The organism is Pseudideonella sakaiensis, assembly GCF_048320135.1.
GTDB lineage: Bacteria > Pseudomonadota > Gammaproteobacteria > Burkholderiales > Burkholderiaceae_C > Ideonella_A > Ideonella_A sakaiensis_A.
The window spans coordinates 869,452-886,753 of record NZ_CP182947.1; the positions used below are offsets into that span (position 1 = coordinate 869,452).

The 17,302-nt window shown below is 66.0% G+C and carries 14 protein-coding genes; 11 read left to right on the plus strand and 3 right to left on the minus strand.

Annotated elements, in window-relative coordinates:
- Positions 1 to 22 precede the first annotated feature (22 nt).
- Genes ACNH6H_RS03710 through ACNH6H_RS03720 form a run of 3 tightly spaced genes read left to right on the plus strand, consistent with a single transcriptional unit; the run spans position 23 to position 3,010 of the window.
- The gene (locus ACNH6H_RS03710; protein ID WP_418315734.1) at positions 23 to 577 is read left to right on the plus strand and encodes a YaeQ family protein; all 555 of its coding nucleotides are present in this window, start codon (positions 23 to 25) and stop codon (positions 575 to 577) included.
- A 42-nt stretch (positions 578 to 619) separates the two neighbouring features.
- Positions 620 to 916: a GNAT family N-acetyltransferase gene (locus tag ACNH6H_RS03715; protein ID WP_418315736.1), complete on the plus strand. Its 297-nt coding sequence runs from the start codon at positions 620 to 622 to the stop codon at positions 914 to 916.
- Between the two features lie 3 nt (positions 917 to 919).
- The gene (locus tag ACNH6H_RS03720; RefSeq protein ID WP_418315738.1) at positions 920 to 3,010 is read left to right on the plus strand and encodes a prolyl oligopeptidase family serine peptidase; all 2,091 of its coding nucleotides are present in this window, start codon (positions 920 to 922) and stop codon (positions 3,008 to 3,010) included.
- A 39-nt stretch (positions 3,011 to 3,049) separates the two neighbouring features.
- On the opposite strand, the gene polA is transcribed toward ACNH6H_RS03720, so the two are convergent.
- Positions 3,050 to 5,803 (minus strand): DNA polymerase I, encoded by a 2,754-nt coding sequence (gene polA / locus ACNH6H_RS03725; protein ID WP_418315741.1) that lies wholly within the window; start codon positions 5,801 to 5,803, stop codon positions 3,050 to 3,052.
- 129 nt (positions 5,804 to 5,932) lie between these two features.
- Here polA and ACNH6H_RS03730 point away from each other — a divergent pair, with 129 nt between their 5' ends.
- From ACNH6H_RS03730 to ACNH6H_RS03750, 5 genes are read left to right on the plus strand one after another with little or no spacing between them, the layout of a single operon-like run.
- Positions 5,933 to 6,274 carry a DUF2782 domain-containing protein gene (locus ACNH6H_RS03730; RefSeq protein ID WP_418315743.1) on the plus strand — a complete coding sequence of 114 codons (342 nt, stop codon included), beginning with the start codon at positions 5,933 to 5,935 and terminating at the stop codon, positions 6,272 to 6,274.
- 19 nt (positions 6,275 to 6,293) lie between these two features.
- Positions 6,294 to 7,262: a homoserine kinase gene (locus ACNH6H_RS03735; protein WP_418315745.1), complete on the plus strand. Its 969-nt coding sequence runs from the start codon at positions 6,294 to 6,296 to the stop codon at positions 7,260 to 7,262.
- The gene (locus ACNH6H_RS03740) at positions 7,259 to 8,101 is read left to right on the plus strand and encodes a BPSS1780 family membrane protein (protein ID WP_418315746.1); all 843 of its coding nucleotides are present in this window, start codon (positions 7,259 to 7,261) and stop codon (positions 8,099 to 8,101) included. Before ACNH6H_RS03735 ends, ACNH6H_RS03740 begins: the two co-directional genes overlap by 4 nt.
- Positions 8,102 to 8,132: 31 nt before the next feature.
- On the plus strand, positions 8,133 to 8,828 hold the full coding sequence (locus tag ACNH6H_RS03745) for a mobilization protein (protein WP_418315748.1): 696 nt from the start codon (positions 8,133 to 8,135) through the stop codon (positions 8,826 to 8,828).
- A gap of 52 nt (positions 8,829 to 8,880) precedes the next feature.
- The gene (locus ACNH6H_RS03750; RefSeq protein ID WP_418315750.1) at positions 8,881 to 9,444 is read left to right on the plus strand and encodes a GNAT family N-acetyltransferase; all 564 of its coding nucleotides are present in this window, start codon (positions 8,881 to 8,883) and stop codon (positions 9,442 to 9,444) included.
- 30 nt (positions 9,445 to 9,474) lie between these two features.
- On the opposite strand, the gene ACNH6H_RS03755 is transcribed toward ACNH6H_RS03750, so the two are convergent.
- On the minus strand, positions 9,475 to 11,709 hold the full coding sequence (locus tag ACNH6H_RS03755; protein ID WP_418315752.1) for a PhoX family protein: 2,235 nt from the start codon (positions 11,707 to 11,709) through the stop codon (positions 9,475 to 9,477).
- A 203-nt stretch (positions 11,710 to 11,912) separates the two neighbouring features.
- Between ACNH6H_RS03755 and ACNH6H_RS03760 the strand changes: the two genes are divergently transcribed.
- A complete protein-coding gene (locus ACNH6H_RS03760) occupies positions 11,913 to 12,335 on the plus strand; it encodes a VOC family protein (protein WP_418315754.1) in 423 nt (140 codons plus the stop codon).
- Between the two features lie 86 nt (positions 12,336 to 12,421).
- Here ACNH6H_RS03760 and ACNH6H_RS03765 read toward each other — a convergent pair whose 3' ends face one another.
- Positions 12,422 to 14,881, minus strand: a complete 2,460-nt coding sequence (locus ACNH6H_RS03765; protein WP_418315756.1) for a UvrD-helicase domain-containing protein — start codon at positions 14,879 to 14,881, stop codon at positions 12,422 to 12,424.
- Between the two features lie 130 nt (positions 14,882 to 15,011).
- Here ACNH6H_RS03765 and ACNH6H_RS03770 point away from each other — a divergent pair, with 130 nt between their 5' ends.
- On the plus strand, positions 15,012 to 15,989 hold the full coding sequence (locus tag ACNH6H_RS03770) for a GMP reductase (protein WP_418315758.1): 978 nt from the start codon (positions 15,012 to 15,014) through the stop codon (positions 15,987 to 15,989).
- Between the two features lie 142 nt (positions 15,990 to 16,131).
- Positions 16,132 to 17,178 carry an OmpA family protein gene (locus ACNH6H_RS03775; protein WP_418315760.1) on the plus strand — a complete coding sequence of 349 codons (1,047 nt, stop codon included), beginning with the start codon at positions 16,132 to 16,134 and terminating at the stop codon, positions 17,176 to 17,178.
- Positions 17,179 to 17,302 lie beyond the last annotated feature (124 nt).

The following is a 17,302-nucleotide window of genomic DNA, read 5'->3' on the forward strand; positions in this document are numbered from 1 at the left end:
GCTTTTCCCCGGAATCCTGTCCATGGCGCTGAAGGCCACCATCCATAAAGCCAATCTGCAGATCGCCGACATGGACCGCGGGCTCTACGTCGACCATGCGGTGACCGTGGCCCGTCATCCATCCGAGACCGACGAGCGGATGATGGTCAGGCTGCTCGCGCTGGCGCTGCACCTGGCCGCCGACGACCAGCGCGGCCAGCTCGAGTTGGCTAAAAGCCTGTCCGACAGCGACGAACCCGACCTGTGGCGCCGCGACCTGACCGGCCAGATCATCCACTGGATCGATATCGGCCAACCCGACGACCGGCGCATCCTGAAAGCCTGCGGCCGTGCCGAGCGCGTCACGGTGATCGCCTACAGCCAGGGCGCGTCGATCTGGTGGAAAGGTGTTGCCGGCAAACTGGTGCGCACGCGCAACCTCGATGTCTGGCAACTGCCGGCCGCGCAAAGCGCCGAGCTGGCAACGCTGGCGCAGCGCGGGATGTCGCTGCAGATCACGGTGCAGGACGGCGCGGCCTGGGTCGGCGACGGCCAGCGCTCGGTCGAGATCAATCCGGAGCTGCTGTTCAAGTCCTGAACACGACAAGGGGCTCGTTTTCATCTGCTAGATTCCCGCCCCATGTCCGATTTTTCGAGCACCGAAGCGCTGCAGGTTCAGCACGACCTGGCACAGCAACGGTTCATCGCCGTGGTCGACGGCCACCGCTGCGTCGCCGACTACCGGATGGCCGGCAAGGTGATGCAGATGGTGCATACCGCCGTCCATCCAAGCCTGCGCGGGCGCGGCATCGCCGCCGCACTGGTCGGCACCGCGTTGCAATATGCGCGTGAAGGCGGGTTGCAGGTCGATCCGATCTGCAGCTATGTGCGCGTCTACATCAACCGTCATCCCGAAACGCGCGACCTGCTGGGCTGAGCCATGGATCCGCGCATCCCGGCATTGCCCGCTTCAGCCGCAGTCGACGACGGAGACGATCCGTTCGGCTGGCTCGAGGATGTCGACAGCGACGCCGCGCTGGACTGGGTCCGCGCACGCAATGCCGACAGCGAGGCGGCGCTCGTTGCGCATCCGGACCACGCCGCGCTGCAGGCCGAACTGCTCGAGGTGCTCGATGCACGCGACCGCATTCCGGCCATCGTGCGCCGCGGCCCCTTCTTCTACAACCTGTGGCAGGACGAGCAGCACCGGCGCGGCCTTTGGCGGCGCACGACGCTGGACGAATACCGCCGCGCCGAGCCGGCCTGGGAGACGGTGCTCGACATCGATGCGCTGGCCGCGGCCGAAGGCGAAAACTGGGTCTGGGCCGGCGCGACGACGCTGGCTCCGGAGCACCGACGCTGCCTGGTCTCGCTGTCGCGCGGCGGCGCCGACGCCACCGTGGTGCGCGAATTCGACTGCGTCGACAAGGTTTTTGTTGGTGATGGGTTCGTGTTGCCCGAAGCGAAGTCGGATGTCGAATGGATCGATGCCGACCAGATCTTCGTCGGCAGCGATTTCGGCCCTGGCTCGCTGACCGACAGCGGCTATCCGCGTTTCACCAAGCGCTGGCGACGTGGCACGCCGCTGGCCGATGCGTCGACCGTCTTCGAAGGCCGGACGCAGGATGTCAGCGTCCGCGCGGCGGTCGACGATACGCCGGGTTTCGAGCGCAGCTTCTTCATCCGCTCGCGCGATTTCTTCCACCGCGAGGTTTTTCTGCTCGGCGCCGATGGCAGCCTGCAGCCGCTCGCGGTGCCCGACGATTCATCGTTCGGCCTGCTGCGCGACAGCCTGATGCTGACGCTGCGCAGCGAGCTGCGCTGTGGCGAACAGATCTTTGCTGCCGGCAGCCTGCTGGCAATCGATCTGCAGCGCTTCCAGCACGGCGCGCGCGATTTCCAGGTGTTGTTCATGCCGACGCCGAGCTGCGCGCTGGCCGATCACACGACGACACGCGACCACCTGATCGTCAATTTGAACGACCAGGTGACGAGCCGGCTGCAGGCGTGGCGCAAGGTCGGCAGCGTGTTCGAGCAGGTAGCGATCGATTCACCGGCCAACGGCAGCCTAGCGGTTGCCGGCCTGCACGATCCGCACGATGACCGCGATCCGCTGGCCAATCATTACCTGTTGTCGCACAGCGGCTTTCTCGATCCCGACACGCTGTGGCTCGGTGATGCCGCAGCCGCTTCGGGCATACCGCGAGAACAGCTGAAGGCGCGCCAGCCGCTGTTCGATGCTGGCGGCAAACGGGTCGAGCAGCGGTTTGCAACATCGAAGGATGGCACCCGTATTCCGTTTTTCATCGTCTGGCCGACCGACGTGCCGACCGGCCCGCTGCCGACCGCGTTGTACGGTTATGGCGGCTTCGAGATCTCGCTGACGCCGGCTTATGCGGCCGGGGTCGGCCGCGGCTGGCTGGACCGCGGCGGGGTCTGGGTCGTCGCCAATATCCGCGGCGGCGGCGAATTCGGCCCCGGCTGGCACCGCAGCGCTCAGAAGGCGAACAAGCAGCGCAGCTACGACGATTTCATCGCGGTTGCCGAGGCGCTGATTGCCGCCGGCATCACGACGCCGCGCCAGCTCGGCATCATCGGCGGAAGCAACGGCGGCCTGCTGGTCGGCGCGACGATGGTGCAGCGGCCCGAGCTCTTCAATGCCGTCGTGATCAAGGTGCCGCTGCTCGATATGCGGCGTTTCCACCGCCTGCTGGCCGGCGCCAGCTGGATCGCCGAATACGGCAATCCCGACGATCCTGAGGACTGGGCCGTCATCTCGACCTACAGCCCGTATCAGAACGTGCGCGCCGGCGTCCGCTATCCGAAGGTGCTGTTCACGACCTCGGCCCGCGACGATCGTGTCCATCCCGGCCATGCGCGCAAGATGGCCGAGCGCATGCTCGCGCAAGGCCATTCGCTGCTTTACTACGAGAACATCGAGGGCGGCCATGGTGGTGCTGCCGACAATGCGCAGCGCGCGCGGTTGCAGGCGATGGAATACGGCTTTCTCTGGCAGCAGCTCGGCGGCTGAAGACGACACGCGGCGCCGCCAGCCAGCGCGGTCCGGCTTTCAGTGCGCCTTGTCCCAGTTCGGTCCGACACCGACCTCGGCCAGCAGCGGCACTTTCAGGCTCGCGACCGACGCCATCAGCCGCGGGATCGCTTCGCGCGCCCAGTCGAGTTCGGCCTCCGGCACCTCGCAGACCAGTTCGTCGTGGACCTGCATCACGATGCGGGTAACGCGCTGCTCGTCGTCGATGGCGCGCTGCAGCGCAATCATCGCGAGCTTGATCAGATCGGCCGCCGACCCTTGCATCGGCGCATTGATCGCCTGCCGCTCTGCCCCGCTCTTGCGCGGCCCGCTGCCGCCATTGATCTCCGGCAGATAGATCCGGCGGCCGAACATCGTCTCGACATAACCCTTGGCGCGCGCCGACGCTTTGGTTTCGTCCATGTAGCGCTTGACGCCGGCGAAATTCTGAAAATAGCGTTCGATGTAGGTTGCCGCCGCCGAGCGCTCGATGCCCAGGCTCTGCGCGAGGCCGAACGCGCCCATGCCGTAGATCAGCCCGAAATTGATCGTCTTTGCATAACGGCGCTGTTCGCTCGTCACCGCATCCGGCGCGATCGAGAACACCTCGCTCGCGGTTGCACGGTGCACGTCCATGCCTTCGGCGAAGGCGCGCAACAGGCCCGGATCCTCGCTGATGTGCGCCATGATGCGCAGCTCGATCTGCGAATAGTCGGCGCTGACGATCTGGTGGCCGGGCGGCGCGACGAAAGCCTCGCGCACCCGCCGGCCCTCGACGGTGCGGATCGGGATGTTCTGCAGGTTCGGCTCGTTGCTTGCGAGACGTCCGGTCACCGCGACCGCCTGTGCATAGGTCGTGTGGACACGGCCGGTGTCGCGATTGACCATCAACGGCAGCTTGTCGGTATAGGTGCCTTTCAGCTTTGCCAGCGATCGGTGCTCGAGCAGCTTCGCAGGCAGCGGATAGTCGGCGGCCAGCTCGGCCAGCACCTCCTCGTCGGTCGACGGCACGCCGGAGGCGGTCTTTTTCTTCACCGGCAGGCCGAGCTGCTTGAACAGGATTTCGCCGATCTGCTTCGGCGAACCCATGTTGAACGGCTGGCCGGCGAGCGAAAACGCCTCCTGCTCCAGTTTGACCATGCGTTCGCCGAGTTCCTTGCTCTGCATCGCGAGCACCTGCGGATCGATCAGCACGCCGTGGCGCTCGATGCGCTGCAGGATCAGCGCAGTCGGCATCTCGATCTGCCGGTACAGGTCGTGCAGCGGCTGCGCGGCCTCGAGCTGCGGCCACAGCGTCTGGTGCACATGCAGGCACATCTCGCTGTCTTCGCATGAATATTCGGCGGCGCGGTCGACCGCGACCTGGGCAAACGGGATCTGCTGCGCGCCCTTGCCGCACAAGTCCTCGTAGCTGAGGCCGCGCCGACCGAGGTGGCGGTCGGCCAGGCTTTCGAGGCCGTGTGGCTTGTGCGCCTCGAGCACATAACTCTGCAGCATCGTGTCGTGGACATAGCCGCGCACGGTGATGCCGAGATTGGCAAACACGTGCAGGTCGTATTTGATGTTCTGGCCGAGCTTGGCTGCCGCCGCATCCTCCAGCCACGGCCGCAGCCGCTGCAGCACGACGTCGGGCGTCAGCTGCTCGGGCGCGCCGGCATAACTGTGCGCGACTGGAATATAGGCCGCCTCGCCCGGCGCGGTGCTCAGCGAGATGCCGACCAGCCGCGCCTTCATCGCATCGAGCGAATCGGTTTCGGTATCGATCGCGGTCAGTGGCGCGGCCACGATCTTCGCGACCCAGGCATCGAGCGCCTCGACCGTCGTGACGGTCTCGAAGTGCCGTTCGATCGCGACCGCCGGCGGCGCTGCCGCGACGACGATCGCCGCCGACTCGCCGCCGGCCGCCTGCAAGCGGGATTCGAGGTCGCGTTTCAGCGTCTTGAAGCCGAAGCGCGTATAGAGTTCGAGCAGCTTTGCCGCATCGATCGGCCGCAGCGCCAGCGCATCGAGCGACGGCCAGCCGTCGAGGTGGCCGCTCAGGTCGCAGTCGCAGCGAACGGTGACGAGCTTGCGGCCGGTCGGCAACCAGTCGAGCACCGCGCGCAGATTCTCGCCAGCGACCCCCTTGAAACCGGCCGCGGCAGCGATCACGCCGTCGAGCGAGCCATGTTCGGCGATCCATTTGGCGGCGGTTTTCGGGCCGACCTTGGCGACGCCCGGAATGTTGTCGACGGTATCGCCGACCAGGCTCAGAAAATCGACGATGCGCTGTGGCGGCACGCCGAACTTGGCCTCGACGCCGGCGACATCGAGCCGCTCGTTGCTCATCGTATTGATCAGCGTGACATTCGGCGTGACCAGTTGGGCGAGGTCCTTGTCGCCGGTCGAGACGACCACCGAATGGCCCTGCTCGGCGCCAACCCGGCACAGCGTGCCGATCACGTCGTCGGCCTCGATGCCGGGCACCTCGAGCACCGGCCAACCGAGCAGCCGCACCACCTCGTGGATCGGCTCGATCTGCGCTGCCAGATCTTCCGGCATCGGCGCGCGGTTCGCCTTGTACTGCGGATACCACTCGTCGCGGAAGGTCGGGCCCTTGGCATCGAAGATGCAGGCCGCATGGTCGGCCGGAAACTGCTCGCGCAGACGTTGCATCATTGCGACGATGCCGTGCAATGCGCCGGTGGGCAAACCGTCCGGGCTGCGCAGATCGGGCAGCGCATGGTATGCCCGGTACAGATAGCTGGAGCCGTCGACCAGCAACAGCGTGCGGGGGGAATTCTGATCACTCATCTGGCGATTGTGCGGGTATTGGCAGGCAGCCGGCATCGCCCGACGAGGGCAAAATAGCTGCCGGAGTCTCCCCGAAGGCACAAACGGCATTCCCGCCGCGTCGGTGGCACCGATAAAATGAATTCCATGATGCGCCTGACCCCTTTCCTGCTGGCCCTGCTCGCCGGGCCCGTGCTGGCGCAGACTGCGGCGACGCCTGCTCCGCCGCCACCGCCAGCCGATGCCGCGCCGGCACCGGCCGATGAACGCCTCGAGCCGAACGTCAAGCGCACGGTGATCGAGGACGACGGTTCGAAGATCGAGGAACTGAAGATCCGCGGCAATACCAAGCGCATCACGGTCACGCCGAAGGTCGGGCCGAGCAAGGAATATGAAATCATCACCGAGGACGGTTCACGCGACGTGTCCGACGGCCTGACCGGCTCGCGCGGCGCAGCCGGCAAACGGGTCTGGCGCGTGTTGTCGTTCTGATCCGGCCCGCGTTCACCTGATGGCTGTTTTTACCGAGGTGCCTTTCGACACGGCGCAAGATTTTGTCCGACGCCTGAACGTCGGCGAGCTGACGGCCCTGCAGGGATGTGCCGGCGGCATCGAGAACACCAACTATTTTGCCGACACCAGCCGCGGCCGTTACGTACTGACGTTGTTCGAGCGGCTCAGCTTCGAGCAACTGCCGTTTTACCTGCACCTGATGAAGCACCTGGCCGGCCACGGCATCCCGGTGCCCGATCCGCAGGCCGACGACAGTGGCGAGATCCTGCACGAATTGCTCGGCAAGCCGGCCGCGCTCGTCAACCGTCTGCCGGGCCGCCACCACCTGGCGCCGGACATCCAACATACCGCCGTCGTCGGCCGGATGATGGCGAAGATGCACCTGGCCGGGCTCGACTTCAAGCTGGCCCAGCCCAATCTGCGCGGCCTCGATTGGTGGAAGGAGACGGTACCGGTCGTCGTGCCGTTCCTGCAGGACGAGCAGCGCGAGCTGATCGAATCCGAACTGCAGTTCCAGCAGCAGGTTGCGGCATCGGCCGCCTATGCCGGGCTGCCGGCCGGCCCGATCCACGCCGACCTGTTCCGCGACAACGTGATGTTCGACGATGCCGACGGCCGCGATGAGCTCGGCGGCTTCTTCGACTTCTATTTCGCCGGCATCGACCGCTTCATCTTCGATATCGCGGTCTGCCTGAACGACTGGTGCATCGACCTCGACAGCGGCGAACTGGTCGAGGCGCGGGCCCAGGCTTTCGTCGCCGCCTACGACGAGGTGCGGGGCCTTACCGCCAATGAAATCCGCCTGCTGCCGGCAATGATGCGCGCTGCGGCGCTGCGTTTCTGGGTCTCGCGGCTGTGGGATCTGCACCTGCCGCGCGACGCCAGCATGCTGAAGCCGCACGACCCCACCCATTTCGAACGCGTGCTGCGAAGCCGCATCGATACACCCTGGCACTACGAGCGATGAAGCTCCATACCGTTCCTGCGCTGCAGGGTTTTGTCTGGGTGCGCCGGGGTTTCCAGGTGTTCCTCGGGCAGCCGCTGGCAACCACCTTTCTGCTGGCGTCGTTCCTGTTCGGCGCGCTGCTGCTGTTGCTGATACCGGGCATCGGCGTGCTGCTGCTGCTGATGGCGCTGCCGCTGGTCTCGCTCGGCTTCATGATCGCGTCACGCAACAGCCTGGACGGCCAGCGGGCCGGCCCGAAAGTCTTCGTCGAAGGCCTGCAGGGGCCGCCGTCGCAGCGCAAGACGATGCTGTATCTGCTGAGCGCCTATGCCGCGGCCAACATCGTCGTGATGCTGCTCAGCGACGTGATCGACGCCGGCCGGCTGGAGGCGCTGCAGACGGCGGCCACCAGCGACAAACCGATGTCGGCCGAAGCGCTGAATGCGATGCTCGGCGACCCGCGGCTGTTCTGGGCGATGGTGCTGCGGCTGGCGCTGACCGCGGTGATCGCGTTGCCGTTCTGGCATGCGCCGGCGCTGGTCCACTGGCAGGGCCAAGGGGTGGCGCAAGCCTTGTTCATCAGCAGCCTCGCCTGCTGGCGCAACAAGGGTGCGTTCGTCGTCTACGGCCTCGGCTGGCTCGTGCTGATCCTGCTGTTCTCGTTCATCGCCAACGCGCTGGTCGCGCTGCTCGGCGAACCGCGGCTGCTGGCGCTGGCGGCGATGCCGGCCGGCCTGATGTTCTCGACCGCGTTTTACGCGTCGCTGTATTTCACCTATGCCGACAGCTTCCGGCCCGACCAGCCGGTCGGCCACGACGAAGCCGTTCTGCTCGATTCGGACCGCCCCTCCGGCAACTGAATCGCCCCTACCCACACCAACAGGAGCCTCGATGGCACGCATCCATCTGATCGGCGGAGAAAAAGGCGGCGTCGGCAAATCGCTGGTCGCGCGGCTGCTCGCGCAGTACATGATCGACCGCCAGATCCCGTTCCTCGGCTTCGACACCGACCGCTCGCACGGCGCGCTGATGCGTTTTTATGCCGGTTTTGCATCGCCGGTGCAGATCGACCGCTACGAGATGCTTGACCGCATCATCGAAGCCGCTGTCGAGCAGCCGGAGCGGCGCATCCTCGTCGATCTGGCCGCGCAGACCCACGAGCCGCTGCGCCGCTGGATCGACGAATCGGGCGTGCTCGACCTGGCCGCAGAACACGGCGTCGGGCTGAACTACTGGCATGTGATGGACAGCGGCCGCGATTCGGTCGACCTGCTCGGCAACCTGGTCGAAGCCTTTGGCGACCGCGTCTCGCATGTGCTGGTACGCAACCAGCTGCGCGGCGACGATTTCCGCCTGCTCGACGGCTCGCCGGAACTCGACAAGGCGCTGGCGCTCGGCGCCCGCACGGTGACGATCAAGCACCTGAACGATGCGGTGATGCAGAAGATCGACGCAACCAGCAGCAGCTTCTGGGCGGCCAGCCAGGCGGCGGACAAACCGGTCACCGGCCTGGGCATGATGGACCGCCAGCGGGTCAAGGTTTGGCTGCGCGACGTCTACGCGGGTTTCGACGCGATCGGCGTCTGAAGAACCTGCCCGCGGCCAGCGGTTCGCGCCGCGCTGCGGCCTGGTGGCTGCAATGACCGACCTGAATGCCTTTCCGCAACTCGCGACGCAGCGGCTGTGGCTGCGCGAGATTGTCGATGCCGACAGCGCGGCGCTGTATGCGATCCACGGCAATCCGGAAGTCAGGCGCTGGTTCGGCAGCGATCCGCTGGCCAGCGAAGACGAAGCGCGTGCGCTGGTGCGCAGCTTTGCCGGTTGGCGCGAGCTGGTCAACCCGGGTACCCGCTGGGGTCTCGAGCGCAAGGACCAGCCGGGGCTGATCGGTTCGTGCGGCCTGTTCAGCTGGAACCGGCAATGGCGCAAATGCACGATCGGCTACGAAATCGCACCCGAAGCCGGCGGCCAGGGCCTGATGACCGAGGCACTGGTCGCGATCATCGGCTGGGGTTTTGCGCAAATGCAGTTGAACCGCATCGATGCGCAGATCCACCCTGACAACACGCGGTCGATCACACTCGTCAGAAAGCTCGGCTTCGTCGAGGAGGGACGGCTGCGCGAGATCGCCTACTGGGGCGGCCGGCACCACGACATGCTGCAGTTTTCGCTGCTGCGGCGCGAATGGCAGCGGGCCCCCTGACCGGCTCTGCCCGGGCCCGATCGTCTGCTTTCAGCTGCCGACGCGCCCGCCGTCGTCCTTCGTGATGACGATCGTCGCAGAGCGCGGTCGGGCTGTCGCTCCACCTGCACCGTAGCCGGCGTTGCCCGGCCAATGGCTGAGGTATTTCGAAGGATCGGCAATATCGGCCCTGCTGATCGACTCACCCGGATGCTGGATGTTGACGAACAGCGTCCTGCCGTCCGGCGTCTCGGCGGTGCCGGTGATCTCGCAATCGACGGGCCCGACGAGAAAGCGCTTCAGTGCATTGGCCGCCGGCTGCCGGCCGACCCAGGTATCGACCGACACCAGCGAGCCGTCGGTTTTTGTATAGCTCAGTGTCGTCCTGACGCCGTCGCCGACCTTGCCCGGCACGCCGGCCAGCATCATGCAGTTGCTGACATCGGTATACGCGCCGTCGTCGGTTTGCAGCCAGCAGATGCCGGTGTTCGCGCTGAACCAGAGACCGTCCGGGCTCGAGAAGTCCTGATCGGCGGTCAGCGCAGACAGGTTGATGCTGCTGGCGTCGGCATCGGCCTGCGCGCCGAACAGGTAGACGTCCCAGGCGAAGCTCGTCGCGGCGGCAGTGCCGCCACTTTCCGCGATGCGGATGACATGGCCGTTGACGTTGCCCGGCGCGCCGGGGGCGCCGCCATTGAAGCTGTCGCTGTATGCGCGCGGGTTCGCGGCGTCGAGACCTTGCTGGCTCGCCACAGGCTCCAGCTTGCGGTTGCTGTTGTTGGTCAACGTGAAATAGACCTCGCCGGTGCTCGGGTGCACTGCGCACCACTCCGGGCGGTCCATCTTCGTCGCGCCGACGGCATCGGCGGCCAGCCGCGCGTTGACCAGCACATCCGCCTGATCGGTGAAGCGGTAGCTCGCGTAGGCGGCGATCGTCGGGTTGGTGATCGTCAGTTCGATCCAGCTGCCGCTGCCGTCAGCGTTGAATTTCGCGACGTACAGCTTGCCACTGTCGAGGTATTTGCTGCCGGTGGCGATGCGCGCGGCCGGATTTGCATCCGCGGCATCCCAGTTCGCGGTCGAGACGAATTTGTAGATGTATTCGCCGCGCGAATCGTCCCCCATGTAGACGGCCAGCGGCCTGCCGACAGCGGGAATGCCGAAGGCCGCGCTTTCATGCGCGAAGCGGCCGAGTGCGCTGCGCTTGAAGATCGGCGCGGTCGGATCGTAGGGATCGATCTCGACGATGTAGCCCATGCCGTTCAGCTCGTTGCGGTAGTCGTCGCTGCCGTCGGTGGACGGGCCGGTTTTCGAGATGTTCCAGCGCGCAAAACGGTCGGCCGTGCCCGATGTTTCCCAGCCATGGCGGCTTGCCGCGCCCTGCGGTCGGCCATAGCGGTTCAGCGCGGTGACGCTACTGTCATTGCCGCGCGCCGCATTGTCGGCCGCGCTGCGGGTGAAATAGCCGGCCCAGTTTTCCTCGCCGGTCAGGAACGTGCCCCACGGCGTGCTGCCGGTGCCGCAGTTGTTGATCGTGCCGCGGGTCGACGTGCCGGCAGGGGAATATGCCGTCTTCAGCAAGAGATGGCCGCGGACCGGGCCGCCGATCTCGATCGGTGTCAACGGCGTGATTCGACGGTTGAAGGTCGACGACTGCACGTAGCCGAACTTGCCGCCGGTCTTGCGAACTTCGACGATCGACACGCCGTGTGCCGGGACTTCCTTGTCGGACTCGGCAGCCGGACGCGGCCGCGCGGTCGCGCCGGCGACGTGGAGAAATTGGTCGGTCAGCGCTTCGTGATTCGTTACCAACAGGCCGCGGTCGCTGCTCGAGCGATCGCGTTTGCCGTCGGCGCCGAGCCCGAAATACTCGATGCCGTCGTGGTGGTCGCCACTGCGGTTCGCAAAATCGGTGTCGCTGCCATCGTTCCTGTAGGCGGGGGTTGCAGCGGTCAGCGGGTCGCCGAGCGCGATCAGCACGCTGGTCGTATAGCCGGTTGCGACACTGACCTTGTCAAGCCTGTTCTTTGCGACGGCGGCAAAGCCGAGGCTGGTGATCGGGCTGGCTGCTGCCGTGGCCGGCAGATCACCATCGCCGTCACCGCCGCCGCCGCAGGCGGCAAGTCCCCAGCTGCCGAGCACCGCCGCGGCAGCGCCACCGATGCCGCCCCGCAGCATCGAGCGCCGGGACAGGCGCGCATCGAGCACCTGGTTGAAGCTGACATTGCTCGACGTGTTCAGGTCTTCGTCGTCGGCGAGGCGGGCGTCATTCTTTTGCTTGGTCATCGTGCAGGGTCCTTGTGATTGATCGGAAATCCGTCAACCGCAAATCCTCGCGGGCCAATGTGAAATGGCCGTGACCATTCGATGACCGTGCTGTCACAAATCAGCGCCGAGTGGCGCCGCCCGCAGTCGGCACGGCGGCGCGTTTTGTCGCCGCGCTGCTACCATCCTCCGCCTCGACCAACCGATACCAGAGCAACCATCCGATGAGCAGCCTGCGCCCCTTCCACCTGGCCTTTCCCGTCACCGATCTCGCCGCCGCGCGGCGCTTCTACGGCGGCCTGCTCGGCTGCCCGGAAGGCCGCAGCTCGGCCGAATGGGTCGACTTCAACCTGTATGGCCATCAGATCGTCGCCCACCTGTCGCCGGCCGAAGCCGGCCACCGCAGCACCAGCGAAGTCGACGGCGACAACGTCCCGGTACGCCATTTCGGCGTCATCCTCGAGATGGACGACTGGCAGCAGCTGGCCGATCGGCTGCAGGCCGCAGGCATCAAGTTCATCATCGAACCGCACATCCGCTTCAAGGGCGAGGTCGGCGAGCAGGCGACGATGTTTTTCCTCGACCCCTGCGGCAACGCGCTCGAATTCAAGGCCTTTGCCAGCCTCGAATCGCTGTTCGCGAAATAGCTTTCCGCCGTGGGAGGGGCTTTAGCCCCGATTCTGGAGGTGGCAAGGCCGACAATCGGGGCTGAAGCCCCTCCTACATCCTCGAGCTACTCGATCGGCGTCAGCTTCGCCACCGACAGCGCCAGCCACTTCATCCCGTGTCGGCCGAAATTGACCTGGGCGCGGGCATCCTGGCCCTGCCCTTCGAGCGTGACGACGACGCCCTCGCCGAACTTGTTGTGGAAGACGCTCTGCCCGGAACGCAGGCCGTGTGACGGTGCCTTCGGCACCAGCGGCGGCGGTGCCGGCTCGACGCGACCGGCGCCCACCATCGATCCAGGCCCGCTGCCACGCGCCCAGGCGGCGCGGTAGTCACGCTGGAAGCCGGAGCCGAAACCCTGGTTGCGCGGCGTGATCCACTTCAGCGACTCCTCGGGCAATTCGTCGATGAAGCGGCTCTTCATGTTGTAGCGGGTCTGGCCGTGCAGCATCCGCGTCTGGCTGTGGCTGATGTAGAGCCGCTTGCGCGCGCGCGTGATCGCGACATACATCAGCCGCCGCTCCTCCTCGAGGCCATCGAGGTCGGACTGGCTGTTCTCGTGCGGAAACAAGCCTTCCTCGAGCCCGGTGATGAAGACCGCGTCGAACTCAAGCCCCTTTGCCGAATGCACCGACATCAGTTGCAGCGCATCCTGGCCGGCCTGCGCCTGGTTGTCGCCGGCCTCGAGCGAGGCATGGGTCAGGAAGGCCGCCAGCGGCGACATGATCTCGCCGGTTTCCGCATCGGGCGTCAGGTCGACTTTCGCAATCGCCGGTGGATCGCCGTCGGCGATGCGGCCGGGCGACGATGGCACGGTCGAAACCTCGGCGCCGATGCCGCCGACCACCTTCGCCAGTTCGGCATCCGACGCCGCTGAAAACTCGTCGACCGGCAGCGCGACCGCATCCTTGCCGAAACCCTCCTGCGTCACGAAGGCCTCGGCGGCATTAACCAGTTCGTCGAGGTTTTCGAGCCGATCCCGGCCTTCCTTGTCGCTGCGGTAGAAGTCGATCAACCCGGAGGCCTGCAGCATCTGCTCGATGATCTCGCGCAGCGTCATGCCGCGGGTCGCGTCGCGGATCGAATCGATCATCGCGACGAAGGCCTGCAGATTGGCGCCGCCCTTGCCGCCGAGCGCGCCGACACTTTGCGCGAGGCTCCGGCCGCTGGCCCGCGCGGCGTCCTGCAATTGCTCGAGCGTGCGTGCGCCGATGCCGCGCGCCGGAAAATTGACGACGCGCAGAAAGCTGGTGTCGTCGTTCGGATTCTCGATCAGCCGCAGGTACGACAGCGCATGCTTGACCTCGGCGCGCTCGAAGAAGCGCAGCCCGCCATAAACCTTGTACGGAATGCCGGCATTGAACAGGCCGCTCTCGATGACCCGGCTCTGCGCATTGCTGCGGTACAGCACCGCGATGTCGCGGCGTGCGATGCCGTCGCGGTGCAGTTGCTGGGCCTCCTCGATCAGCCACTGCGTCTCGGCATAGTCGCTGGTCGCCTCGAAGATGCGCACCGGCTCGCCGAGGCCGGCCTCGGTGCGCAGGTTCTTGCCCAGCCGCTTCGAATTGCGCGAGATCAGCGCATTCGCCGCATCGAGGATGTGGCCGTAGGAGCGGTAGTTGCGCTCGAGCTTGATCACCTGGTCGACGCCGAACTCGCGCTCGAACGACGCCATGTTGCCGACCTGCGCGCCGCGGAAGGCATAGATGCTCTGGTCGTCGTCGCCGACCGCCATCACGGCCGCACCGTCGGGGGAATTCGGGCCGCCGAACATCTTCAGCCAGGCGTATTGCAGCTTGTTCGTATCCTGGAACTCATCGACAAGGATGTGCCGGAAGCGGCGCTGGTAGTGCTCGCGCAGCGCCTGGTTGTCGCGCATCAGTTCATAGGTGCGCAGCAGCAGTTCGGCAAAATCGACGACACCTTCGCGCTGGCACTGGTCTTCGTAGGCCTGGTACACCTCGACCAGCGTGCGACTCTGCGCATCGCGGATCTCGATGTCGCCCGGCCGCAGCCCGTCTTCCTTCGAACCGGAGATGAACCAGCTGACCTGCTTCGGCACGAACCGCGCCTCGTCGAGGTTTTTCGCCTTGATGATGCGTTTGACCGCCGACAGCTGATCGGCGGTATCGAGGATCTGGAAACCCTGCGGCAGCCCGGCAAGTTTCCAGTGCGCGCGCAGAAAGCGGTTGCACAGGCCGTGGAAGGTGCCGATCCACATGCCGCGCACCGGCAGCGGCAGCATCGCGCCGAGCCGGGTCAGCATTTCCTTCGCGGCCTTGTTCGTGAAGGTCACCGCCAGCACGCCGCCGGGAGTCAGCTGGCCGGTCTGGATCAGCCACGCGATGCGCGTCGTCAATACGCGGGTCTTGCCCGAGCCGGCGCCGGCCAGGATCAGCGCTGAACGCGCCGGCAACGTGACGGCGGCAAATTGTTCGGGGTTCAGTCCCCGCAGCAGGGCATCATCGGCCGGCGCAGCGGGGTCGGCGGCGATTTCGCCAAAGGAGTCGGTCGGAGCGCTGTGCATGCGCCATTGTCGGGCAAGGGCCGAGCGGCCGGCCCGAATCGGGCCTTCACGACCCGGTATACAGTTCCTGCCGCGGCACGATGGCGCGGCGCGTCTGGCGCCGCGAACCGGCCCGCGAGGAAGCAATCCGATGGAAATATTCGACTACGACAACATCCTGCTGCTGCCGCGCAAATGCCGCGTCGAAAGCCGCAGCGAATGCGACGCCTCGACGATGTTCGGGCCGCGACGCTTCGAACTGCCGGTGGTGCCGGCCAACATGAAGACGGTGATCGACGAGCCGATCAGCGAATGGCTGGCGGCCAACGGCTATTTCTATGTGATGCACCGCTTCGACCTCGACAGCGTCGCCTACGCGAAGCGGATGCGCGACAAGAAGCTGTTCGTCTCGATCAGCGCCGGCGTCAAGCCCGACGACTACAAGCTGGTCGACCGCCTCGCCGCCGAAGGTGTCGGTGCCGACTACATCACGATCGACATCGCGCACGGCCACGCCGATACCGTGCAGCGGATGATCGAGCACATCAAGAAGCGCCTGCCGGATACCTTCGTGATTGCCGGCAATGTCGCGACACCCGAAGCGGTCATCGATCTGGAAAACTGGGGCGCCGATGCAACCAAGGTCGGCGTCGGGCCGGGCAAGGTCTGCATCACGAAGCTGAAAACCGGCTTCGGCACCGGCGGCTGGCAGCTCAGCGCACTCAAGTGGTGCGCGCGGGTGGCGACCAAACCGATCATCGCCGACGGCGGCATCCGCGACCATGGCGACATTGCCAAAAGCGTCCGTTTCGGCGCGGCAATGGTGATGATCGGCGCCTTGTTTGCCGGTCACGAGGAATCGCCGGGCCGCACGGTCGAGGTCGATGGCCGGCGCTACAAGGAATATTTTGGCAGCGCCAGCGATTTCAACAAGGGCGAATACAAACATGTCGAGGGCAAGCGCATCCTCGAGCCGATCAAGGGCAAGCTCGCCGACACCTTGCGCGAGATGCGCGAGGACGTGCAGAGCTCGATCAGCTATGCCGGCGGCACCACATTGGCCGACATCCGCAAGGTCAATTACGTGATCCTTGGCGGCGACAATGCCGGCGAGCACCTGTTGATGTGAGGTCCGGCCGCACGCGATGTTGCGCAGCAACACCGTCTTGACGGCCCTGTGCCGAGCAAGCAACATCAAGCCGAGCCGGCAGCCAGGCGTCCGGCAGCACTTCGATATAACAACCAAGGGAGAAGAAAGCATGCAATGCAGGATGCGCGGCCTGTCCGCCTGGATGCTGGCAGCAGGGCTGTTGACCGCCACCGCGGCCAGCCAGGCCCAGATGAACGGACTGAATACCTCGGCCTACCTGTTGCCGCAGGTGTCGGTCTTTGACGCCGACAACGATTTCGGCGTGGCCGGCAAGGGCCCGGCGATCGGGCTGCGTTATGGCGTGCCGATGTCCGAGGACTGGGACCTGCAACTGGCACTGAGCCACGCCCGCCGCTCGGCAAATGGCCAGAAGGTGCAACAGACGATGCTCGGCGCCGACGCCTTGTACATGTTCAGCCGCAGCGACATCCGGCCTTTCATCTCGTTCGGCATCGGTGCCGAATACGACCAGCGCGACCTGCGCACCGGTTCGACCAAGGGCACCTCGCCTTATCTGAGCGCAGGCCTAGGCGTGCAGTGGATGTTCACGCCGTCGCTCGGCCTGCAGGCCGACTTCCGCCGCACCGAAGGCTACATGAAGCGCGAGACCTGGGGCTTCAAACGCGCCAGCAACAACTATTTCAGCCTCGGTCTGATGTGGGCCTTCGACGCGCCGCCCGAGGCGCCGCGCGTCACGATGGCCCCGCCGCCACCGCCGATGCTGACCCCTCCGCCGCCGCCCCCGCCGCCGGCGCGCCCGGCTCCCCCGCCGCCGCCGCCGCCACCACCGCCGCCGCAGAAGATGACGCTGGAGGCCAGCAGCCTGTTTGCATTGAACAGCGCCACGGTGACCCCGCCGCAACCGGAACTCGACAACTTCGCTGCCGCGCTGCTGGCGAACCCGCAGATCAACGAAGTCGTCATCACCGGCCACACCGACCAGCTCGGCACGCCGGCGATCAACGCCCGCCTGTCGCGTGAGCGCGCCGAAGCGGTCAAGGCCTACCTGGTGTCGAAGGGCGTCGCCGCAAACCGGCTGACGACCCGCGGCCTCGGCTCCAGCCAGCTGGTCACCAACTGCCAGCTGCCGACCCGCGCCGAAATGATCCAGTGCGGCACGCAGAACCGCCGCGTCGACATCGAGCCGATCACCGTCACAAAGCGCTGATCGCCTGAACCCCCTGCCGGGCCGCTTTTGCGGCCCGGTTGCATTTGGGCGACGGATGACGGCTGGTTTCGGCCGAGGCCGTGTGGAAACTCGGTTTTCCGATCACCTGAGCAGACCAACGCGA